Source organism: uncultured Roseovarius sp. (assembly GCF_963972555.1).
Classification (GTDB): Bacteria; Pseudomonadota; Alphaproteobacteria; order Rhodobacterales; family Rhodobacteraceae; genus Roseovarius; species Roseovarius mucosus.
The window spans coordinates 43,266-63,628 of sequence record NZ_CAXAUM010000003.1; the positions used below are offsets into that span (position 1 = coordinate 43,266).

At 63.5% G+C, this 20,363-nt stretch carries 20 protein-coding genes; 12 read left to right on the forward strand and 8 right to left on the reverse strand.

Annotated elements, in window-relative coordinates; genetic code table 11:
* Nucleotides 1–17 precede the first annotated feature (17 nt).
* Together AACZ65_RS03615 and AACZ65_RS03620 are read right to left on the reverse strand one after the other, a co-directional pair.
* Nucleotides 18–752 (reverse strand): hypothetical protein, encoded by a 735-nt coding sequence (locus AACZ65_RS03615; protein WP_339668108.1) that lies wholly within the window; start codon nucleotides 750–752, stop codon nucleotides 18–20.
* A 27-nt stretch (nucleotides 753–779) separates the two neighbouring features.
* On the reverse strand, nucleotides 780–1,286 hold the full coding sequence (locus AACZ65_RS03620) for an RNA polymerase sigma factor (protein ID WP_339668110.1): 507 nt from the start codon (nucleotides 1,284–1,286) through the stop codon (nucleotides 780–782).
* 190 nt (nucleotides 1,287–1,476) lie between these two features.
* On the opposite strand from AACZ65_RS03620, the gene AACZ65_RS03625 reads away from it, so the two are divergent.
* Nucleotides 1,477–2,895 carry a S8 family serine peptidase gene (locus tag AACZ65_RS03625; protein WP_339668112.1) on the forward strand — a complete coding sequence of 473 codons (1,419 nt, stop codon included), beginning with the start codon at nucleotides 1,477–1,479 and terminating at the stop codon, nucleotides 2,893–2,895.
* Between the two features lie 9 nt (nucleotides 2,896–2,904).
* Here the strand turns inward: AACZ65_RS03625 and AACZ65_RS03630 are convergent, their stop codons facing one another.
* Complete coding sequence (locus tag AACZ65_RS03630; protein ID WP_339668113.1) at nucleotides 2,905–4,227, reverse strand: AarF/ABC1/UbiB kinase family protein; 1,323 nt, start codon at nucleotides 4,225–4,227, stop codon at nucleotides 2,905–2,907.
* A gap of 64 nt (nucleotides 4,228–4,291) precedes the next feature.
* Entirely contained in the window at nucleotides 4,292–5,317 is a 1,026-nt protein-coding gene (locus tag AACZ65_RS03635) for a LacI family DNA-binding transcriptional regulator (RefSeq protein WP_339668114.1), read from the reverse strand.
* A gap of 205 nt (nucleotides 5,318–5,522) precedes the next feature.
* Here AACZ65_RS03635 and denD point away from each other — a divergent pair, with 205 nt between their 5' ends.
* From denD to AACZ65_RS03675, 8 genes are all read left to right on the forward strand, one after another.
* Nucleotides 5,523–6,506 (forward strand): D-erythronate dehydrogenase, encoded by a 984-nt coding sequence (gene denD, locus AACZ65_RS03640; RefSeq protein ID WP_339668116.1) that lies wholly within the window; start codon nucleotides 5,523–5,525, stop codon nucleotides 6,504–6,506.
* Nucleotides 6,507–6,562: 56 nt separating this feature from the next.
* Nucleotides 6,563–7,531, forward strand: a complete 969-nt coding sequence (locus AACZ65_RS03645; protein WP_339668118.1) for a TRAP transporter substrate-binding protein — start codon at nucleotides 6,563–6,565, stop codon at nucleotides 7,529–7,531.
* 88 nt (nucleotides 7,532–7,619) lie between these two features.
* The gene (locus tag AACZ65_RS03650; protein ID WP_339668120.1) at nucleotides 7,620–8,093 is read left to right on the forward strand and encodes a TRAP transporter small permease; all 474 of its coding nucleotides are present in this window, start codon (nucleotides 7,620–7,622) and stop codon (nucleotides 8,091–8,093) included.
* Nucleotides 8,090–9,376: a TRAP transporter large permease gene (locus AACZ65_RS03655; RefSeq protein WP_037273712.1), complete on the forward strand. Its 1,287-nt coding sequence runs from the start codon at nucleotides 8,090–8,092 to the stop codon at nucleotides 9,374–9,376. Before AACZ65_RS03650 ends, AACZ65_RS03655 begins: the two co-directional genes overlap by 4 nt.
* On the forward strand, nucleotides 9,373–10,263 hold the full coding sequence (ltnD, locus tag AACZ65_RS03660; RefSeq protein ID WP_339668124.1) for an L-threonate dehydrogenase: 891 nt from the start codon (nucleotides 9,373–9,375) through the stop codon (nucleotides 10,261–10,263). Before AACZ65_RS03655 ends, ltnD begins: the two co-directional genes overlap by 4 nt.
* The gene (gene otnK / locus AACZ65_RS03665) at nucleotides 10,263–11,507 is read left to right on the forward strand and encodes a 3-oxo-tetronate kinase (protein WP_339668126.1); all 1,245 of its coding nucleotides are present in this window, start codon (nucleotides 10,263–10,265) and stop codon (nucleotides 11,505–11,507) included. Before ltnD ends, otnK begins: the two co-directional genes overlap by 1 nt.
* Nucleotides 11,500–12,144: a 3-oxo-tetronate 4-phosphate decarboxylase gene (gene otnC, locus AACZ65_RS03670; RefSeq protein ID WP_339668128.1), complete on the forward strand. Its 645-nt coding sequence runs from the start codon at nucleotides 11,500–11,502 to the stop codon at nucleotides 12,142–12,144. Before otnK ends, otnC begins: the two co-directional genes overlap by 8 nt.
* Complete coding sequence (locus tag AACZ65_RS03675; protein ID WP_339668130.1) at nucleotides 12,144–12,923, forward strand: TIM barrel protein; 780 nt, start codon at nucleotides 12,144–12,146, stop codon at nucleotides 12,921–12,923. Before otnC ends, AACZ65_RS03675 begins: the two co-directional genes overlap by 1 nt.
* 27 nt (nucleotides 12,924–12,950) lie before the next feature.
* Here the strand turns inward: AACZ65_RS03675 and AACZ65_RS03680 are convergent, their stop codons facing one another.
* The 4 genes from AACZ65_RS03680 to AACZ65_RS03695 all read right to left on the reverse strand — a co-directional run bounded on the left by AACZ65_RS03680 (nucleotide 12,951) and on the right by AACZ65_RS03695 (nucleotide 18,281).
* A complete protein-coding gene (locus tag AACZ65_RS03680) occupies nucleotides 12,951–14,657 on the reverse strand; it encodes a GSCFA domain-containing protein (protein ID WP_339668132.1) in 1,707 nt (568 codons plus the stop codon).
* A gap of 267 nt (nucleotides 14,658–14,924) precedes the next feature.
* Nucleotides 14,925–15,968 (reverse strand): patatin-like phospholipase family protein, encoded by a 1,044-nt coding sequence (locus tag AACZ65_RS03685; RefSeq protein ID WP_339668135.1) that lies wholly within the window; start codon nucleotides 15,966–15,968, stop codon nucleotides 14,925–14,927.
* A gap of 110 nt (nucleotides 15,969–16,078) precedes the next feature.
* Nucleotides 16,079–17,092: an NAD-dependent epimerase/dehydratase family protein gene (locus AACZ65_RS03690; RefSeq protein WP_339668137.1), complete on the reverse strand. Its 1,014-nt coding sequence runs from the start codon at nucleotides 17,090–17,092 to the stop codon at nucleotides 16,079–16,081.
* Nucleotides 17,093–17,111: 19 nt separating this feature from the next.
* Nucleotides 17,112–18,281, reverse strand: coding sequence for a MalY/PatB family protein (locus AACZ65_RS03695; protein ID WP_339668139.1), 1,170 nt, complete (start codon nucleotides 18,279–18,281; stop codon nucleotides 17,112–17,114).
* A 98-nt stretch (nucleotides 18,282–18,379) separates the two neighbouring features.
* On the opposite strand from AACZ65_RS03695, the gene def (AACZ65_RS03700) reads away from it, so the two are divergent.
* Genes def (AACZ65_RS03700) through fmt form a run of 3 tightly spaced genes read left to right on the forward strand, consistent with a single transcriptional unit; the run spans nucleotide 18,380 to nucleotide 20,363 of the window.
* Nucleotides 18,380–18,898: a peptide deformylase gene (gene def, locus AACZ65_RS03700; RefSeq protein WP_339668141.1), complete on the forward strand. Its 519-nt coding sequence runs from the start codon at nucleotides 18,380–18,382 to the stop codon at nucleotides 18,896–18,898.
* A 3-nt stretch (nucleotides 18,899–18,901) separates the two neighbouring features.
* Nucleotides 18,902–19,396, forward strand: coding sequence for a peptide deformylase (gene def, locus AACZ65_RS03705; RefSeq protein ID WP_297540145.1), 495 nt, complete (start codon nucleotides 18,902–18,904; stop codon nucleotides 19,394–19,396).
* 58 nt (nucleotides 19,397–19,454) lie between these two features.
* On the forward strand, nucleotides 19,455–20,363 hold the full coding sequence (gene fmt, locus AACZ65_RS03710; protein ID WP_339668144.1) for a methionyl-tRNA formyltransferase: 909 nt from the start codon (nucleotides 19,455–19,457) through the stop codon (nucleotides 20,361–20,363).

Below are 20,363 nucleotides of genomic sequence, written 5' to 3' on the forward strand. Positions count from 1 at the left end.
GCGGCCCGCGACCTCCCTTACCGCAGAAAGGCGCGCTCTTCCTCCTGTGTCATTGGCTGGCCCGCGCGGGTGGAGGTGTAAAAGGCGTCGAGCGTGTCGAGGGATGAGGCGGGGGTGTATCCGGCCTCAGCTCCGGTCTCACCGGCCTGCGCCATGGCGAACTGCAACTGCCAATCGCCCTCCGCGCGACAGGCCACAGCGACATAGCTGCCGCCTGCGGGGTTTGACGCCTCATATTCCCGGCAAAACTGGCCGGCTGCATCAGTAAAGGACGCCACCACCGTCAGGGCGGTGCCATCCGACAATTGCGCCGGCGTGCCCGACGGCAGGCTGTCAAGCTCATCGGTCATGGCCGTATTGAATGGTGCGCCAAGCGGGGCCTCGGCCCCGCCCGACAGCATCAGCCCCGCGCCCAGACCCACGGCAAGCGCAAGACTGGCGGCAAGCGCCATCGGCTGCCAGCGTTTCTGTTCGGCGGGGGCCGGGGCGGCGCGAAGGGGCACGACATTGGTGATCTCTGGCGGCGCGCTGGCCTCGCCAATCGCGCGGATGCGCGCAACCAGCGCGTCGGACACATGCGCCTCTGGCAGATCCTGCATCGCCTGCCACGCCAGATCTGCGGTCTCGACAAAAAGCGCGTAGCGTTCGGCCAAATCCACATCGGCGGCAATGCGCGCCTGAAGCGCCTCGGCCTCGGGTCCGGTGATCTCGCCATCCGCGAGGGCCATCAATCTTTCGTCGTCCATCTGCATCGGTGTGATCCTTCCCCTGACACGGGGTTAACGGCTGGTGTCGCGGTCTATTCCCACAGATTTTGCAAGGGCGAGCCGGGCGCGGCTGAGGCGGCTCATCACGGTGCCTTGGGGAATGTCGAGCGTGCTGGCGGTTTCCGCATAGCTGAGCCCCTCGATGCAGACCAGATGCAGCACCATGCGCTGATCCTCGGGCAAATGCCCCATGGCGGCGCAGACCGCGTTCAGCGTCAAGCGGTCATCGGTCTGGGCGGCACTGTCGATGGGGTCAGGTTGCGGGCTTTCGTGGATGTCCACCACCTCGCCGCGCGTAGCATCACGGCGCAGCGTGTCGATCCAGGCATTGCGCAGGATGCGAAAGAGCCAAGGTTGCAAATGAGTTGCAGCGTCGAACCGGTCGCGGGCGCGGAACGCGCGTTCGGCAGTGATCTGCACGAGGTCCTCTGCCAGGTCGCCCCGGCGGCAGAGCGAGAGGGCAAAGCGTTTGAGAGCAGGTAGCAAGACCACGACGTCCTCGGTAAACTTGTCTGGCATTGATACTTGGCCTTCGAAACGGGGGCGGGAATAAAACCGGTCTTACAGCGTTTTCTGTAACATGGCATGTTGAGGCAAGGCGGCAAGAGGAGAAAATTCCGTGCGCGTGTTAAGAGGCTTTTGGGTGTGGGTCCTCATACTGGGGCTGGTATCGCTTGGACCTTGGCCTGAGTGGGTGGTTTCGACGCCCATGGCTTGGGCGGGAGATGGCGATGGCGGCGGTGATGGTGATGGGGGCGACGGCGAGGGGGATGACGGGGGCAGCAGCAGTAGCAGTAGCAGCAGTAGCAGTAGCAGCGACCAAGGCGGTGGCAGGTCCGGCGGGATTGGCAGTGGCGAGACCACGTTTCGCGAGTACCGCCGCAATCTGCGTGCTCTTTTTCAGGGGGCACCGCCAGAACCTGCGCGCCCTGCCGCCCGCGCCCGCGCGCCAGCCCCCCGTGACACGCCGCGACCAACCGAAGCCCCCCGCGAAATCATCGCGCGCGGGCTGAATGATGCGGATGCTGCCGCATTGGTGGCGCAGGGCTATGGCGTGATCGACCGGATTGATCTGGCCAGCCTCGGTGTGAATATTCAGCGCCTCTCGGTGCCCGAAGGCACAACTCTGGCAGAGGCGCGCGCGGCGGTGCAGGCGCTGCCCACCGGCGAGACAGCGGATTTCAACCATTATTACCGTGCCGAGACTGAGAAAATCGCCAACGCGACCGAGGATGCGGCCCCTACGGTCCCCTGCGAGGGGCTGCATTGCCCGGCGAGGGCGCAGATTGGCTGGCCAGATCTGCTTGGGCCGCAAGGATGCGGTGCGCCTGTGACCATCGGAATGATCGACACAGGGATCAACACCGATCACACCGCTCTTGCCGCCGCGCACATGACGCTGACGCGGGTGGCGCCCGAGGACTACAGCGCGTCGGGTGCCATTCACGGCACGGCAGTGGCTGCCATCTTGGTGGGCGATGCAGGATCACGTACGCCGGGGCTTTTGCCGGGGGTGCCACTGGTGGCGGTGGATGCGTTTCACAAGGCGTCGGGCGATGAGCGCGCCGATGTCTATACGCTCGTGCAGGGATTGGATCAGTTGATCGGTGCCGGGGCGACGGTGATCAACCTAAGCCTTTCAGGGCCGCCAAACACGGTGCTGGAGGATACGCTGGCGGCCATCGAGGCGGCCGAGACGGCCGTTGTGGTGGCTGCGGCGGGCAATGGCGGGCCAAACGCGCCGCCCGCCTATCCCGCCGCCTATGACAGCGTGATCGCCGTGACGGCAGTGGACAAGGCTGGCGGGGTGTATCGTCGCGCCGGGCGGGGGCCGCATGTAGATCTGGCAGCACCGGGGGTCGAGGTCTGGACCGCGGCCTCGGTCGAGGGGGCAAGGTGGAAAACCGGCACCTCCTTTGCCGCGCCCTATGTCACGGCGGCGGCGGCGCTCTGGCGACAGGCCAATCCCGTCATGACTCCGGCGCAGATCCGCGCTGCCCTCACCCAGAGCGCGGCCGACCTGGGCGCGCCGGGGCCGGATGAGATCTTTGGTTACGGATTGCTCGATCTGGAGGGGCGCTGCCCGGTGATGGAAGAGGCGGCAATCCTGCCGGTGGCGGCCGAGTAGGCCCAACCTTCAGCGGTAGCGTTCGAGCAGCGGGCGCAAGGCGACGCGCGCCCGCAGCTTGCTGGCCAAAAGGTAAATTCCGCCGATCTTGCGGTGCAAAAACAGCGTGGCGGGAGGCGGAACATGGGTCAGCTCCCGCTCGGAGCCCATGGCAAGCCCCATGTCGCGCAGGGTCTTGACCATGTCGGAACTGCCGAAATCATAGGGCGTGCTCTGGCGCAACGGCACCATGGCGGTATCGAACATCTGATGGATCAGCGCTTGATGTCGGGGCGTGGTGGCGGCATTGAAATAGCCGATGCGCTGCATGGCGGCGCGGGTGGCGGCGGTATCCTCGTCTAGCGCCGCGTTGAGCAGGGTGCGGAAATCAGAGGTGAGCGCCGGGTCAATCTCCATCACCGCCCCGAAATCCAAGAGCACGATTTGCCCTGTCGCAGGATCAAAGCGGTAGTTGGCCAGGTTGGGATCGGTCTGCATCAGGCCAAAGGTGAAGAGTTCCCGCAAGGTCAGCTCGATCAGATGCTGCGCCACGTGATCACGCAGCTCTTGGGGCGCGTCGATCAGTGCGTCAATCGGTTGGCTGTCGATATAGGTCATGGCCAGCACCTCGGGCGTGCTGAGATCGGAATGCAACGCGGGCAGGCGAAACGCCTCTGACCTGGCGAGCAGGTGGCGGAAGGCGCTGAGGTGGCGCGCCTCGGCGATATAATCCGCCTCTTGATGCAGTTGCACCTTGGCCTCGTGCAGCATCGGGGCAAGATCCATTTCGCGCGGGATGAGGCCCGGCACGCGCAGGAGGGTCGCCAGATTGTCGATGTCGCTGTCGATGCTGGCGCGCACGCCGGGGTATTGCACCTTGATCGCCAGATCGCGGCCATCGGGCGTCTGCGCGCGGTGGACCTGCCCGATCGAGGCGGCGGCAAAGGGGCGCAGATCAAAGCGTTTAAACCGCCCATACCAGCCCGTGCCCCAGGCAGTATTGAGCACCGATTGCAATTGTTTGGGTGGCATATGCGGCGCCTCGGCGCGCAGGGCGGCCATGATCGCGGTCATCTCGGGCGGCAGGACAAGGCCCGTGTCCATCGAGAGCATTTGCCCCAGTTTCATCGCCGCGCCGCGCATCTGGCCCAGATCGCGGGTTACGCGCCGCGCGGTGGCGGGGGTCAGCAGCAGGCCGGGCAGGTGCGGGCGCTGGCCTTGGGCCATCTGGCGCAGGCCACCAGCGAGCATGTCGCCCATGATGCCAGTGGTCATGCCGCCCAGACGCAGCATGCGGCCAAGGCGGTGGCCGGGCACGGGGGCGGTTCTGGTCTGGTCTGTCGGATCGCTCATGCCGCCTGCCTCTGCTGCGTGTTGGTGAGGGGCAAGATGGGGCGCGCCTGCGCGATTGCCAGCCTCAGGCCGTGGCACCGGGCAAGAGGCGAAAGTCGATCTGCGTGATCCGGGATGGGCGTTCACCCTTGAGACGGCGCAAGATGTGGTCGGCGGCGACAAAGCCGATGCGTTCACGGTTCGAGGCGATGGTGGTCAGCGGCGTTGGCAGCGCCTGCCCGATGCTAAGCCCGTTGAACCCCGCGAGGGCGATGTCATGGGGCAGCGTGAGACCGGCGGTCTGGCAATGGAAGACCCCGCCCACGGCCATATCGTCGTTGGAAAAGAAAACCGCCTCGGGTCGTTGCGTGGTGCGGTCCAGCAGCCGTGCCAACCCTTCCCGCCCCAAGGGAACCGAGGACGGGCCATCCAGAATCAGCGTGTCGGACAGGATGTGGCCTGCGTCGGTCAACCCGTCCTTGAAACCGTCGAGTCGCGCAAGGGCGCGGAAATCGGTGGCGATGTCATGGCCTATATAGGCCATCCGGCGATAGCCGCGCCCAATGAGATAATGCGCCATGGCGCGGCCTGCGGCGCGGTGCGAAAAGCCGACAGCCATGTCGGCGGCGTCGGGATCGGTGTCCATCACCTCGACCACCGGCAGTTTGGCAGCCTGCAACAATGCGCGCGTGGCCGCACTACCAGACGTCGGGGCCAGCACGAGGCCCGCAGGCCGCCACGACAGAAGATCGCGCAGGAGGTGTTCTTCACGAGTGGCGTCATAATGCGAAATACCGAGGATCGGATGATAGCCATCATCCTCGAGCCGGGTTTCCAGCCCCTTGAGCACATCGGCAAAGACGATATTGGAGAGCGAGGGCAGGATCACCGCGACCTGACGCGAGGCCCCACCCGCGAGCGTTCCGGCAAGACGGTTCGGCACGTAATTGAGGGCCTGCGCGGCGCGCTCGACCTTTTGGCGGGTGGTCTTGGCGACGGCGCTGCCGCCGCGCAGGGCACGGCTGGCGGTGATCTCGCTGACACCTGCGGCCTTGGCGACCTGCGAGAGGGTCGGACGACGAGAAGGGGGATCGGGGGCGTTTTGGTCCATACTCTCAGATTGCGCAAAATGATGGCGCTGTCATTGAAAATCTGTGGGGGAGCGGTCGCGAAGCCGCGAGGTGAGGGGATAGACACCTTATCCAACTCATAAACGCGCGCTTTAACGCGCCACCTTTACCCTGAGGCCCTTCGAGGAGAACCTTATTGACAGCGCTGTCATTACTTGCTTCAGTCCGGGGCGAGGGGGATTTGGCGTGCGTATTCTAGTTACCGGAGCGGCGGGGTTCATTGGTCAGCGCGTTGTGCGCGCGCTGTCGGAGCGTGACAGCCTGATCGTGGATGGGCAAGAGCGCCGGATCGCGGCCATCCTTGCCAGCGATATTTCTGAGGCTCCGTTGCATGATCTGGCACAGTCCTGCCGCCGGGTGCATGCGGTGCCGGGCCCGCTGGATCGCCCGGAGATACTGGCGCGGATCGTCGAGGACGCGCCGGAACTGGTGATTCATCTGGCCGGTGTCGTGTCGGGGCAGGCGGAAGAAGATTACGCGCTGGGCATGGCGGTCAACCTGCAATCCACCATTGCCCTGATCGACGCTTGCCGCAGCCTGCGCAAGCCGCCGGTCCTTGTCTTTTCCTCGTCGGTCGCGGTGTTTTCCTGCGCCGACAATGACACGATTTCCGAAGACACCTTGCCCGCGCCCTTGTCATCCTATGGCACGCAAAAGCTGATGGGCGAACTGCTGGTGCGCGATGCCAGCCGCAAGGGGTATATCAAGGGGCGCGCGCTGCGCTATCCGACGATCGCGGTGCGGGCGGGCAAGCCCAATCGCGCGGCATCGGGTTTTGCCAGCGGGATCATCCGCGAGCCTCTGGCGGGGATGGCGGCGGATTTGCCGGTGGGGCGCGATCTTCGGATGCATCTGGCCTCGCCTGCCAAGGCGCTCGACTATACGTTGACCGCCATTGCGCTGGCGCAATCCGATCTGGGGTTGGAGACCACCGTCACCTTGCCGGGCATTTCGGTGACGGTGGGTGCGATGCTGACGGCGCTGGAGGCGCTTGCCGGGTCCGAGGTGGCGGCGCGGGTGACAGAGCAGCCCGATGCCGCGATCGAGCGGATCGTGACCACATGGCCGGGCCAGATCATCACACCACGCGCCGAGGCGCTGGGATTTGCGCCCAACCGGGATTTTTCCGAGATCGTGTGCGAATATATGGAGAGTTTGACGACAGACTAACGGGGCACGGGAGGCCCCGGACGGCGGAAATAACAATCAACAAGGAGGAGGATCACATGAGACATTTTGCACTGGGTGCGCTTGCCGCGCTGGGTCTGGCCACGGCGGCCGGGGCGCAACAGAATATCGTGGTGGGGCACGCGCTGTCGCCCACGTCGCATTACGGGGTGGGGGCGCAGGCCTTTATCGACACGCTGACTGAATTGTCCGGTGGTACCTTTACCGGAGAGCAGGCCCCGGCCGGACAGTTGGGCGGCGAGCGGGACATGATCGAGGGGCTGCAGATCGGATCGCTCGACGTGGTCATCACCTCGACGGGACCCTTGGGCAATTTCGTGCCGCAGGTCTATGCGCTCGATCTGCCGTTCCTCTTCCGGGACTATGACCACGCCCGCAAGGTGCTGGATGGCGAGATCGGACAGGAATTGCTCGACGAGATCAGCAAGAACAATCTGGTGGCGCTGGCCTGGTCCGAGAACGGGTTTCGCCACGTGACCAATTCGCAGCGCGCCGTGCGCACGCCCGAGGATCTGGCGGGGCTCAAGTTGCGGACCATGGAGAACAAGGTGCATATGGCGGCGTTCGAGGGTATGGGGGCCGCCCCAACACCGATGGCCTTCCCCGAGCTGTTCTCGGCGCTGCAACAGGGTGTGGTCGACGGGCAAGAGAACCCGGTCACGGTGATCACCGCGTCGAAATTCTGGGAGGTGCAGAAATATGTCTCGCTCACTGGGCATGTCTATTCGCCTGCCGCTGTTCTGGCCTCGCCGGTTCTGCTGGACGGTCTAACCGAAGAGCAGCGCGGCTGGTTTGCCGAGGCGGCCAAGGCATCGGCGGCGGCAACGCGGGCCGAGGTCAACCGTCTGGAAGAGGCGGGCGTCGCCCTCTTGCGCGAAAACGGCATGGAGGTGATCACCGACATCGACAAGGCCCCGTTTGCGGCCCTTGCCGAAGAGGCGTCTTATTCCGTCTACACCGACCAGTACGGTGGCGAGATGATTGAGCGGATCAAGGCTGTCGAGTGATCCAAGGCAAAAACCGGCCCCCGGCGCAGGGATCGCGCCGGGGGCTGACGGAAGGGCAAAGATGTCGTTGTTTCTGAGATTTGAGGCCATGACCACGCAACTGGCCTTGCGGTTGGCGATTGGTTTTTTGCTGATTGCGGTCGGTCTTGCGCTCTATCAGGTGACGACGCGTTTTGTCTTTGGGCACCCCTCGACATGGTCCGAGGTGATCACCCGCTCGGCGATGATCTGGTGTGTGTTTCTGGCCGTGGCCCCGGCGTTCCGTGAAGGGGCGATGATTGCCGTTGAGGTGGTGCAAAAGATCTTGCCGCCGCGCCTTGGCTTTGCGCTTTACCTTGTGTCGATGGGGCTGTCGGCGGTGTTTTTCTGCATCCTCTTCTGGCAGGGTTGGGCGATGACCGAACGGGTCATGTCGCAAAAGCTGGCGGCGCTGGAAATCTCTATCGCATGGGTCTACGCGGCGCTGCCTGTGGGGTCGGTCTTTATCCTACTGGCTATTTTGGGCTGTATGATCCGGGCGGTTCAAAAGGGCGCGGTTGCGTTCTCGGCGGGTTTGCAATGAACGCGGCACTGGCGCTGTCCCTTGCGATATTCTTTTTGGCTGGCGTGCCGATTGCGGTGGCGATTGGTTTGGCTTCGGTCATCGGGATCGAGGCCAATGGGCGCTTGCCGTTGCTGCTGGTGGCGCAGCGCATGTTCACGGGCATCGACAGTTTTCCGCTCATGGCAATTCCGCTCTTCATTCTGGCGGGCAATCTCATGTCTGCGGGCGGCATTTCGCATCGTTTGGTCGAACTCGCGAAATCCATTGTCGGCGGCATCCAAGGGGGATTGGCCGCCTCCTGCGTGCTGACCTGCATGATGTTTGCCTCGGTTTCTGGATCGTCGGTGGCCACGACCTTTGCAATTGGCGCGATCCTCATTCCGGCGATGGTGAAACACGGATACCCCGCGCCGATGGCGGCCTCGGTTCAGGCAAGCTCTGCCGAATTGGGTGTGCTTATTCCGCCGTCGATCCCACTGATCCTCTACGGGGTCTCTACGGATACTTCGATTGGCCAGTTGTTCCTTGCGGGGATTGGGCCGGGGTTTCTGGTGGCGGGGTCGCTGATGGCCTTGGTGCTGATCCTGTGCCGGGTGCGGGGCATTGGCCTTGAGGATGGGCGGGATCGGCCAAGGGTAGGCCCGGCGCTCTGGTCTGCCTTGCCCGCGTTGATCGTGCCTGTAGTGATCTTGGGCGGCATCTATTCGGGCGTTTTCACGCCCACAGAAGCGAGTGCGGCCGCCGTGGCCGCAGCCGTGGTCGTGGGCATGGTGTTCTACCGGGAATTGCGCTTTGCGGACCTGCCCGAAATCCTGAAAAAGACGGTTTTGGCGACGGCGGCGATCATGCTCATCATTGCGGCGGCGGCGCTTTTCTCGTTCCTGATCACGCGCTCAGGCCTGCCCAATGAAATCGCGGCATGGTTCAAGGATATTTTCGAGAGCCGCTTTGCGTTTCTCCTGGTCGTGAACCTGATGCTGCTGGTGGTGGGCATGTTCATCGAGACCTCGGCGGCGATCCTCGTTCTAGCGCCAATTCTTGCCCCGATTGCGGTGTCTTACGGGGTTGATCCGGTGCATTTCGGACTGATCCTCGTGGTCAATCTGGCGCTTGGGATGATTACGCCGCCACTCGGGGTCAATCTCTTCGCCGCCTGTGCCGTGGCCAATCTCTCGATTGAGAAGGTCATTCCACATCTTTTCTGGTTCGTGCTGACCGTGTTCGGGGCGCTCATGCTGATCACCTATATTCCGGCGATCACGCTCTGGCCGATGCAGATCATTCTTTCGGTGGGACAATGACAGAGATCGTGCATTTCGTGGGGCTGGGGTCGATGGGCCTTGGCATGGCGCAATCGGCCCTGCGGGCCGGGTTCGAGACATACGGTCATGATCCGGACGCGGGACGTCGGGAGTTGCTGGTTGCGGCGGGTGGGCGCTTGCTGGACCGGGCATCGCCCAAGGCGGAGGTGCTTGTCTGTGTTGTGCTCAATGCCGCGCAGACGCGCGATGCTCTCTTTGGGGCGCAAGGCTGGGCCGAAGGGGTGCAAGCGGGCGGTGTCATTCTGGGCTGTGCCACGGTCGCGCCGGAATTTGCCCGCGAGATGGAAGCAGAGGCAGCACGCCGGGGGCTGCTCTATCTCGATGCGCCCATCTCTGGCGGGGCCGTCAAGGCGGCGGAGGGGCGGCTTTCGGTGATGGCATCGGGCCGGGCCGAGGCGTTTGGGCGGGCAGAGGCAGTGCTGGCGGCATTGGCGGAAACGGTGCATCGCTTGGGCGATTGCGCCGGGCCGGGATCGGCGATGAAGGCGGTCAATCAATTGCTGGCAGGTGTGCATATCGCCGCGATGGGCGAGGCGCTGTGTTTTGCCACCTCGCAGGGGCTTGATCTGGCCCGTGTGCTGGAGGTGATCAAGGTGTCGGCGGGCAATTCGTGGATGTTCGAGAACCGCGCGCCGCATGTGATCGAGGCGGATTATGCCCCACGTTCGGCCATCGACATCTGGCCCAAGGATCTAGGCATCGTCAGGGATATTGCGGCACGCGCGGCCCTGCCCCTGCCGCTGGTCGAGGCGGCGCTGACCGAGTATCGCGCGGCCTCTGCGGCGGGTCTGGGGCGCGCCGATGACGCAGCTATCACTAAGCATATCGCCGCGCGCGCAGGTCTGCGGTTGCCGGGGGAAGACTGATGCTCTTGGGCTGTATCGGCGATGATTTCACCGGATCGAGCGATCTGGCCAATACGCTGACCAAGGCGGGCATGCGGTCGGTGCAATATGTGGGTGTGCCCAAAGCGCCCGCCGAGGCGGGTGTGGAGGCGGGTGTCGTCGCACTCAAGTCCCGGTCGATCCCGGTGGCCGAGGCGGTGGCGCAATCGCTGGCGGCGCTTGAGTGGTTGCGCGCGCAGGGGTGCCGGCAGTTCCTGTTCAAATATTGCTCTACGTTTGATTCAACGCCCGAGGGCAATATCGGGCCGGTGGCCGAGGCCTTGGCCGATGCCTTGGACGCGCGGCAGGTGATTGTTTGCCCGGCCTTTCCGGGGGCGGGGCGGACGGTCTATCAGGGGCATCTATTTGTGCAGGACAGGCTCTTGAGCGAGAGCGGGATGCAGCATCATCCGCTGACCCCGATGACCGACCCTGATATTCGCCGTTGGCTGGGGTTGCAGGTGCGCGGATCGGTCGGTCATCTGGGCGCGCAGGTCGTGCGGCAGGGGCCAGCAGCGATCCGGGCGGCACTGGCGGCGCAGGAGGCGCGGTTGATCGTGGCGGATGCGATCAATGACGCCGATCTGGTGGCCTTGGGCCATGCTGCGGCGGATTTGCCACTGATTACAGGGGGATCGGGGATTGCCATGGGCCTGCCCGAGAATTTCCGGGCGCGTGGAGAACTGGCAGGGCATGGTGGCGCGTGGCATGGGCAATCTGGTCCGGCGGTGGTTCTCTCGGGGTCCTGTTCCGTTGCCACGCGCGGGCAGGTGGCGCGGCATGCGGTCTCTCATCCAGCGCGGGAAATCTCTGCGGCTGACGTTATGGAGGGCCGGGTTGCGCCAGAGGATTTGGCGGATTGGGCCTTGGCGCAGGGTGGCATTCCGATGATCTATTCCTCTGCTGATCCCGCCCGCGTGGCGCAGGATCAGGCGCAGTTCGGGGCCGGGGCGGTCGCGGCGGCGATCGAGGCGCTCTTTGCGAAATTGGCGCGGGCGCTGGTGGCGCGCGGTGTCACGCGACTGATCAGCGCGGGTGGCGAGACCTCGGGCGCGGTGGTCGAAGGTCTGGGCCTGACACAGCTCGAGATCGGGCCAGAGATTGCCCCCGGCGTACCGGTAATGCGCGCGGGCGATGACCTTGTTCTGGCCCTCAAGTCAGGGAATTTCGGCGGGCCGGATTTCTTTGTCGAAGCGGCGCAGAGGATGGAGCAGTCCGATGAGTGAAAGCCGTCTGCGTGAGGATCTGTGCTTTTGGGCCAAGTCGATGTTTGACCGGGGGCTGACCGGCGGAGCGTCTGGCAATATCTCGGTTCGGACCGAGGATGGCGGGCTGTTGGTCACGCCCACCGGTGTCAGCATGGGGCGGCTTGATCCGGCGCGGCTCAGCCGGTTCGATGCGGGCGGGCGGCTGATTTCGGGCGATCCGCCGACCAAGGAAATGCCGCTCCACGCGGCGTTCTATGAGACGCGGCAGAGTGCCGGTGCGGTGGTGCATCTGCATTCCACCCATTCCGTCGCCCTCTCGATCCTGCCCGACACGGACCCAGACAATGCCGTGCCGCCGCTCACGGCCTATGCGGTGATGCGGGTGGGAAAAGTGGCGCTCTTGCCCTTCTATGTGCCCGGTGACGCGGCGATGGCCGAGGCGATCCGGGGGCTTGCGGGGCGGCGGTCTTCGGTGTTGCTGGCCCATCACGGCCCGGTGGTGGCAGGCAAGGATATGGAGGCGGCTGTTTTCGCGATTGAAGAGCTGGAAGAGACCGCGAAATTGGCGCTGATCTTGCGCGGCACCGGGGCGCGTCGTTTGGATGCGGGGCAGATTGCGCAGGTGGTGCGTAAGTTCGAGGTGGATTGGGACTGATGCTTTTTTCGGCCAATCTAGGCTTTCTCTTCACGGATAGGCCCTTGCCTGACGCGATTCGCGCGGCAGCGCGGGCGGGATTTGCGGCGGTGGAATGCCATTTTCCCTACGATTTTGCTGCGGCAGAGGTGCGCGCGGCGCTAGAGGAAACCGACCTGCCGATGCTGGGGCTGAACACATGGCCGGGTGACAGGGCGGCGGGCGATTTCGGGCTGGCCGCCCTGACGGGCCGCGAAGAAGAGGCGCGCGCGGTAATCCGACAGGCGGTGGAGTATGCGCAGGCTATCGGCGCAGGGGCTGTGCATGTCATGGCCGGATGCACCAATGGCGGGGCAGAGGCGGAGGCGGTATTTCGCGCCAATCTGGTCTACGCCTGTGATCTGGCCGCGCCGTTGGGCCTGACGATCCTGATCGAGCCGATCAATACCCGTGATGTGCCGGGGTATCACCTGTCGTCTACGGCCCATGCGGCCTCTGTCATTGCGGCGCTCAGGCGGGGCAATTTGCGGATGATGTTCGACTGCTATCATTTGCAGATAATGGAGGGCGATTTGCTGCGCCGCTTTGCCCGCTATCAGCCCATCATCGGCCATGTGCAATTCGCGGGCGTGCCCGACCGTGGCGCGCCGGACCAAGGCGAGGTGGATTATCGCTGGCTATTGCCGCAGATTGCGGCGCTCGGCTGGCAGGGACCGTTCGGGGCAGAATACCGCCCCGGCGACTCGGGCACAGAGGCCAGCTTGGCGTGGATGTCGTGGTTCGGGGCAACGGCGGATTGACGACACTCTGCACCGGCAAGTTCAGGCCTATCGCGGTGCTGGCGTGGCCCTGAGTTCGCGCCAAACCTGTTCAAATGCTGCGTCAAAATAGCTGGCGTTGCAGTGAATATCCCAGATGTTGCGATGCGCGGCATAGACATTCTTCGAGAAACCGCTGGCTTCGGACAGGCTGTCGGTTGGGTGGCAGACGAACCTAACCTTGCCGGCCGTGCCGAGTGCCTTTTGAAAGGCGGCAAGATAGGCCGCCCGATGATGCGGAAAGGCAGCAGAGTCGACAAACTCATCGCCCAGTCTGAAGCGGGCCACGGCCTCGGTCATGTCGGGTGAGGCAATCCAGAACACTTGATCGAAATCGCAAAATTCCTCGATCTTGCGCGCGTATTGGACGATGGCTCCGGCGCTTTTTGCGTAGGTCTTGACCAGCGCGTCGGTAACGGAACTGACAATCGGCATTGTTGGTGAAATCTTTCGTCCGTCGCAGCCGGGTGCGCCGGCGCGCAATTCACCGTGAACCCGCACGATGCCATCCCCCATAAAGCCGCAGCCGACGATGATCAGCGTGCGGGCGTCCTTGGCTGTGAAATCGGCGAACTTGTCATCAAGCCCGGCGCGGAACGAAAACTCGCGAAAGCGCCGTTGTTTGATGGTGGCAAAGGGGTCTGGTTTCAGGAAGTTGAGCATGGCGAATTGCACGGTCTGCCCAAAGGGATTGCCCTCTGCATGAGTTCGTGCACCGGCAAGATGGCTGTTGCCCACCACCAGAAGGGGGGTGTTGTCTGCCTTGCCGGATATGACGGCAGGGGTCGCGAAGGCGTCAAGCAAGGCATCTTCGCAATCAACATCGCCGATGCCTGCGGATGTCACGCCGCTGTCCTCTGCGGATTGCAGGCACAGGCGTTCAAAGCAGGACATGACCATGGCCACGGCGTCGGGTTTGACGGACCGAAGATTATCCTCGAAATGGGCCGATTTCGCCGCCGGGTTGTTGACCAGTTCGAAAGAGGGAAAGTAATCCGCGAAAGGGTGATCCGCGCAGAAATCACCAGCCACAGCGCGCAGCACCGATTTGGAATAGGTTGAGGCCGAGAGCACGTGGTTTTGGGACGCGGTGGCGGTCAGCGGCACCGGCGACACGGTCAGCAACATGCGAAAGGCGCGCCCGCCGCGCAGCGCGAGAATACCTTCGTGGAGCGCGCAGAGATCGGCCAAAACCTCACTATAGCGGAAATTGACGAATTCATGGCGATTGTTGTCAATCTGTCCTGCGATCACGCCAGGGGCCACGGGCAGGATGCAGCCACAGGCAATCACGCGCCAAGCCTCGGTCAGGCCGAGGGTGAAGACCAGCACGTCAAGCTGGCTAAGGGCGGTGTGAACCGCCTTTAGGTGATCTGTCCGGGCGGCTTGCAGGCGGGCTTCGCTTGGAAAGGGCGTGTTGAATTGTGCGGGTCTCAACGGATCGACAAATCCGCCGTCGACAGGCCAGGCCGGTTCGGAGCAGCGCCACATCCCGCGCGCCTCTTGCACCAGTTGGACGGCTTGGCGCACCGTGTAGACATTGCCGTAATTCGCGGAAAAGGATTTTGCGCGGATATGGTCGGTGGTGTCGTAAAACGGCACATTGAAATTGCGCGCGCGCAACCAGTTCGCGATGTGTTGGGCAAAGCAGCTGCCCATCGTTACGATGGTGTCGTCAGCGGTTATCAGGAATTTCGGGCTGTGAATCCCGGGCATGACGGCGGGGTCGGACTGTTGTACGCCGCTGCGCCAGAATCGATCGGCTGGCAGGGCATCATAGGGGTTCTGGCCTATTTGCGTGCGGGCAGCCGGAGGTGGTGCAGGGGGCGTTTGCGCGGGTTTCTCGGGTTTCCGCAGGCGTTCAAAAATACGGCGCAAGATTTGTTTCCTTCGAAGTCCACATCCTAATGGAAGCGCAAATGCCATCTGCGTTCAACGCCCAATTGCGGCGGTGTTCCCGCTGGCGGGGCGATTGGCAAGCCCTCAGCCTTGGTGTTCGGCCCCGATTCCCTGAAACATCGCGCGTAGGTCAATTGTGCTCTCTTTGCCGATACGGTCGTAATTGGCGTCGAGCCAAGCTGCCGCCGTGTCGCGCCCGATGTCGCGCAGCCGGGTGAGAAAGGCCCATTCGACATTCATCTTGGACGACGCCCCCATCGGTTTCAGAGCGGCCTCATTCTCGATGAGATGCACCTTGACCGGGCGATAGTGTTCGGTCGACAGCTTGTCTTGGGCAATCAGCCGATCGACGAAATCAATTGCGCGCAATTCCTTGAGCAGGCTGGCGTTGAAACTGATTTCGTTCATCCTGTTCTGGATGTCCTGTGCCGAGCGCGGCGCGCCCTTGCGTTCGATCGGGTTGATCTGGATGACCACGATGTCGTCGGTGCCGGTCTTGCCATAAAGAGGGAACAGCGCGGGGTTGCCCATATAACCACCATCCCAATAGGGCACCCCGTCGATCTCGACCGCTTGATAGAGCTGAGGCAGACAGGCCGAGGCCATCACCATATCCGCTGTCAGTTCCTCACGGGCAAAGACCTTGACCCGGCCCGTCTCGACATTGGTGGCCGAGACAAAGAGCTCGAACGCCGTGCATTTGCGCACCATGTCGAAATCAATGCTCTCTTCCACCAGATCGCGCAGGGGATTGATGTTCATCGGGTTGAGCTGATAGGGCGACGCGACACCCGTGAGCGCGTTCATGAAATGGTAAAAGGGGTTGTTTTCAAGCCCCCAGTTGCCGGTAAGCCGGTCCAGCGGCGTGCGCTGCATGGGGGAGTTTTTGACGCTGCCGCTCATGCAGCGCCAAAAGTTGTCCAGAGCCGCGCGAGCGCCGTCGGCCCCGGCGCGGGTCATGCCATCGGCCAAGGCCACGGCGTTCATTGCCCCGGCCGAAGTGCCAGACACCCCGGCAATACGCAGGCGCCCATCCTCAAGCAGGTAATCCAGCACGCCCCAGCTAAAGGCACCATGCGCGCCGCCGCCCTGAAGCGCCAGATTGATCGGTTTGCCGGTCTTGCTCATGGGCGGGCTGCCTCCGTCATAGCGGCGGGTGTCTCGGGTTCAGCCGCAAGCTATCAGCGCAAGTCGCCCGACGCCATGGCTGTTGCCGCCCTATGCCATCACATTCCCGCTCAGACTTGATAATAGCTGCGATACCAGCGCACGAATTGGGCAATCCCGTCGCGCACGCTGGTTTGGGGGCGGTATCCGGTCAATCTTTCGAGCAGGCGGGCATCCGCCCAGGTGGCGGGCACATCGCCTTTTTGCATCTCCATCATGTTGCGGATGGCGGGGCGTTCCAGCGCCTCTTCGATGGCGGCCACGAAATCCAAGAGGCGCACCTTGTCGGAATTGCCGATATTGACGATCCGGTAGGGGGCGACGGGCGAGAGGCTGTCACCGGGGGCGATGGTTTCGGGGCTATCGGGCCGCACGGGGGCCGCGTCCATCAACAGGCGGATGCCGCGCACCAGATCGCCCACATAGGTGAAATCGCGATACATCTCGCCGTGATTGTAGATGTCGATCGGGCGGCCTGCCAGAATCGCCTCGACAAATTTGAAATAGGCCATGTCGGGGCGGCCCCAGGGGCCATAGACGGTAAAGAACCGAAACATCGTGGTGGGCAGGTTCCACAGATGGGCATGGGCATGGCCCATTGCCTCGGTCGCCTTCTTGGTGGCGGCGTAGATCGTCATCGGGCTGTCGGCCTTCATCGTCTCGGCATAGGGCATCTCTGTGTTTGCACCGTAAACAGAGGAGGTGGAGGCCATGAGCAGATGGCGCACCGCATGGCGTTTGGCCGCCTCCATCACGGTGAAGGTGCCGACGATATTGGCGTCGATATAGGCACGCGGGTTCTCGAGGCTGTAGCGCACGCCTGCCTGTGCCGCGAGATGCACGATGATGTCGGGTGCGCAGGCGTCGATGGCGGCATCCACCGCCGCCTGATCCTCGAGCATGGCCTCAGTCGCGGTGAACCCCGGCTTTTGCAGCAGCATCTGGTGGCGGCGCTGTTTCAGGCTGACGTCGTAATAGTCGGTCATGCCGTCTAGGCCATGCACGATCATGCCCTCATCGAGCAAAAGGTCGGCCAGATGATAGCCGATAAACCCGGCGGTTCCGGTGATGAAGACCCGCGTCATTCGCTCGCGTCCGTGACGGTCATTGCAGATCGGCAAAGGCGGTCTGGATGCGTGCGACCGCCTCCTGAACACGGGTGCGCGGTGTGGCGATGTTGAACCGAAGGAAGGTCTCGCCGCCGGTGCCAAAGGTTGGGCCATGGTTGGCCACGACCCGCGCATCCCGCTCGACCCGGCCCGTGTATTCCTCCGCTGCCATGCCGGTGCCGGAAAAGTCGATCCAAGTCAGATAGGTCGCTTCGAGTGGCATGGCGCGCACGCCGGGAATGTCCTGCAATCCGCTCTCAAAGAGTTGCCGGTTGCCATCCAGATAGGCGCAGAGCGCATCGACCCATGCTGCACCCTCGGGGCTATAAGCGGCCTCGGCCATGAAGAGACCAAAGGAATTGGGCGAAATCCCCATCGCCCCCATGCGGGAGGCAAATTGCGCGCGCAGTTTGACATCGGGCACGATCACATTGCCCAGATGCGCGCCCGCGATGTTGAAGGTCTTGGTGGTGGCGGTCATCATCACCAGCCGGTCGGCGATGCCCTCGATATGGGCCATGGCGATATGGCGCTGTCCGGGCATGACCAGATCATGGTGGATTTCATCCGACACGAGAATGAGGTTGTGACGCCGGGCGAAATCGGCCACGCCCTCCAGCTCTGCCTTGGTCCAGACCCGACCACCGGGATTATGCGGCGAGCAGAGGATGAGCATCTTCTCATTGCCCGTCATCAATGCGTCATAGGCGTCGAAATCCATCTCGTAGCGGCCCGCATTATTCACAAGCGGGCATTCGCGCACCTCACGCCCGGCGGCGCGGATCACACGGGCAAAGGCGTGATAGACCGGGGTGAAGAGTAACACCGCATCGCCTGGCGCGGTCCAGGTGTCGACGCACATTGACGTGCCGTTGACGAGGCCATGGGTGGTAAAGATCGCCTCTGTTTCGACCGTCCAGCCGTGGCGGGTCTGCATCCACCACTGGATCGCGGCGCGGTAGGCGGCATCATCGCCGTAATAGCCGTAAACACCATGCTGCGTCATACCGATCAGCGCCTCTGTGACACAGGTGGGGGGGCGGAAATCCATATCCGCCACCCACATCGGAATCCCATCTTCCGGCGAGACGCCATATTTTGCCTGCATCATGTCCCATTTGTCGGAATGGGTGCCGCGGCGGTCGATGATCTCGTCAAAATTCATGGGGCTCTCCGGAGTGGTGATCGCGGCGCAGGCTAAACGATCACAGCCCAAGCGCAAGGGGCGTTGCAGAAGCCCCGGTCATCGCCTAAATAGCCGCTATGAAGCGGCCTATTCTGATCCACCCCGACCCGCGCCTGAGAAAGGTCTGCACGCCCGTAAAGGACGTGTCCGATGCCTTGCGCAAACTCTCGCAGGATATGTTCGAGACCATGTATGACGCGCCGGGCATCGGCCTTGCCGCGCCGCAAGTGGGGGTGATGGACCGGCTGATCGTGCTGGATTGCGTCAAGGACGAAGGGGCCACGCCGCGCCCCATCGTGATGCTAAACCCCGAAATCACGGCCTTTTCCGACGAGAAAAGCGTCTATGAGGAAGGCTGCCTGTCGATCCCCGACCAGTTCGCCGATGTCACGCGGCCAGCCGAGGTCGAGGTGCGGTGGCTGGATCTCGACGGTGTGGAACATCAGGAAGGGTTCGGCGGTCTTTGGGCCACCTGTGTGCAGCATGAGATCGACCATCTCGATGGCAAGCTTTTCATCGACTATCTGGGGGCGATGAAGCGCCAGCTCATCACCCGGCGCATGCAAAAGCTCAAGCGCGAATTGGCGCGGGGCTAAGCGGTGGTGCCGCGCCCCTGTCTGCGCTGGCCTGACAAACGGTTGCGTCAGCCTGCCGCGCCAGTCTCGGAGATCACGGATGCAACGCGCGCCCTCTGGGACGAGATGATCGCGGTCATGGAGGCGATGCCGGGTGTGGGGCTTGCCGCCACGCAACTGGGCGAGATGCAGGCCCTTGCGGTGGTCGATGCCAGCACGGCACGGGGACAGGCGGTGCGCATGGCCAATCCCGAAATTCTGCATTCCAGCGTGCAATTGCGCCCTCACGACGAGGCGAGCCCCTGCTTGCCCGGTGTCTCTGCGGTGATCGAGCGGCCGCGCGCCGTGACAGTGCGGTTTCTGAACGCGGCAGGAGAGGTCGAAGAGCGCGATTTTGTCGGTCTCTGGGCCACAAGTGTGCAGCATCAGATCGACCATTTGCAGGGGCGGATGTATTTCGATCACCTCAGCAAGGTCAAACGCGACATGCTCTTGCGACGCGCGCGCAAGATCGGCTGAGGCGGTGCCGCGGGCGGCATCGGATTAGAGTATTTTGGGAACAATGAAAGGCGCGGGCATGCGAGTGATCTTCATGGGAACGCCCGATTTCTCGGTGCCGGTGCTCGACGCGCTGGTGACAGCGGGGCATGAGGTGGCAGCCGTTTACTGCCAGCCGCCGCGCCCTGCGGGGCGTGGCAAAAAGGACCGCCCCAGCCCGGTCCAGGCGCGAGCCGAGGCGCGTGGCTTGCCGGTGCGCCATCCGGTGAGCTTGCGGGATACGGGCGCGCAGGCGGAATTTGTGGCGCTCAAGGCGGATGTGGCGGTGGTGGTGGCCTATGGCCTCATTCTGCCGCAGGCGGTTCTGGATGCGCCCGCGCGTGGCTGTCTGAATATCCACGCCAGCCTCTTGCCCCGGTGGCGGGGGGCCGCCCCCATTCATCGCGCCATCATGGCCGGGGATGCAGAGACTGGCGTGTGCATCATGCAGATGGAGGCAGGGCTGGATACCGGGCCGGTTCTGCTGCGCGAGGCGGTGACGATTGGCCCCCAGGAAACCACAGGGGACTTGCATGACCGATTGTCTGCCCTTGGTGCGCGGTTGATCGTCGAGGCATTGGAGCGGCTCGGCGCCTTGACGCCAGAGCCGCAACCCGAGGCGGGCGTGACCTATGCCGCCAAGATCGACAAATCCGAGGCGCGGGTGGATTGGGCGCGCCCCGCCGCAGAGGTGGACCGGCTGATCCGGGGGCTTTCACCCTTTCCGGGGGCGTGGTGCGAGGTGGGTGGCGAGCGGATCAAGCTGCTTCGCTCGGCTGTGGCTGAGGGGCAGGGCGCGCCCGGTGCCGTGCTCGATGCGGCGCTGACTGTGGGATGCGGCACTGGCGCGGTACGGCTTTTGCGCTTGCAACGCGCCGGGCGCGCGGCGCAGGATGTGGATGAGTTTCTGCGCGGCATGCCCTTGCCGCGTGGCACGCAGCTGGGGTGA

Excerpts from the sequence above, each read along its gene's own strand:
- AACZ65_RS03685 (WP_339668135.1), bottom strand. The coding sequence starts at position 15,968 with ATGAGCAAGACCGGCAAACCGATCAATCTGGCGCTTCAGGGCGGCGGC.
- AACZ65_RS03625 (WP_339668112.1), top strand. The coding sequence starts at position 1,477 with ATGGCTTGGGCGGGAGATGGCGATGGCGGCGGTGATGGTGATGGGGGC.
- AACZ65_RS03630 (WP_339668113.1), bottom strand. The coding sequence starts at position 4,227 with ATGAGCGATCCGACAGACCAGACCAGAACCGCCCCCGTGCCCGGCCAC.
- AACZ65_RS03615 (WP_339668108.1), bottom strand. The coding sequence starts at position 752 with ATGCAGATGGACGACGAAAGATTGATGGCCCTCGCGGATGGCGAGATC.
- def (WP_339668141.1), top strand. The coding sequence starts at position 18,380 with ATGAAGCGGCCTATTCTGATCCACCCCGACCCGCGCCTGAGAAAGGTC.
- AACZ65_RS03680 (WP_339668132.1), bottom strand. The coding sequence starts at position 14,657 with ATGCCCGGGATTCACAGCCCGAAATTCCTGATAACCGCTGACGACACC.
- AACZ65_RS03635 (WP_339668114.1), bottom strand. The coding sequence starts at position 5,317 with ATGGACCAAAACGCCCCCGATCCCCCTTCTCGTCGTCCGACCCTCTCG.
- AACZ65_RS03645 (WP_339668118.1), top strand. The coding sequence starts at position 6,563 with ATGAGACATTTTGCACTGGGTGCGCTTGCCGCGCTGGGTCTGGCCACG.
- AACZ65_RS03675 (WP_339668130.1), top strand. The coding sequence starts at position 12,144 with ATGCTTTTTTCGGCCAATCTAGGCTTTCTCTTCACGGATAGGCCCTTG.
- AACZ65_RS03690 (WP_339668137.1), bottom strand. The coding sequence starts at position 17,092 with ATGACGCGGGTCTTCATCACCGGAACCGCCGGGTTTATCGGCTATCAT.
- otnC (WP_339668128.1), top strand. The coding sequence starts at position 11,500 with ATGAGTGAAAGCCGTCTGCGTGAGGATCTGTGCTTTTGGGCCAAGTCG.
- AACZ65_RS03695 (WP_339668139.1), bottom strand. The coding sequence starts at position 18,281 with ATGAATTTTGACGAGATCATCGACCGCCGCGGCACCCATTCCGACAAA.
- AACZ65_RS03620 (WP_339668110.1), bottom strand. The coding sequence starts at position 1,286 with ATGCCAGACAAGTTTACCGAGGACGTCGTGGTCTTGCTACCTGCTCTC.
- otnK (WP_339668126.1), top strand. The coding sequence starts at position 10,263 with ATGCTCTTGGGCTGTATCGGCGATGATTTCACCGGATCGAGCGATCTG.
- ltnD (WP_339668124.1), top strand. The coding sequence starts at position 9,373 with ATGACAGAGATCGTGCATTTCGTGGGGCTGGGGTCGATGGGCCTTGGC.
- fmt (WP_339668144.1), top strand. The coding sequence starts at position 19,455 with ATGCGAGTGATCTTCATGGGAACGCCCGATTTCTCGGTGCCGGTGCTC.
- AACZ65_RS03650 (WP_339668120.1), top strand. The coding sequence starts at position 7,620 with ATGACCACGCAACTGGCCTTGCGGTTGGCGATTGGTTTTTTGCTGATT.
- AACZ65_RS03655 (WP_037273712.1), top strand. The coding sequence starts at position 8,090 with ATGAACGCGGCACTGGCGCTGTCCCTTGCGATATTCTTTTTGGCTGGC.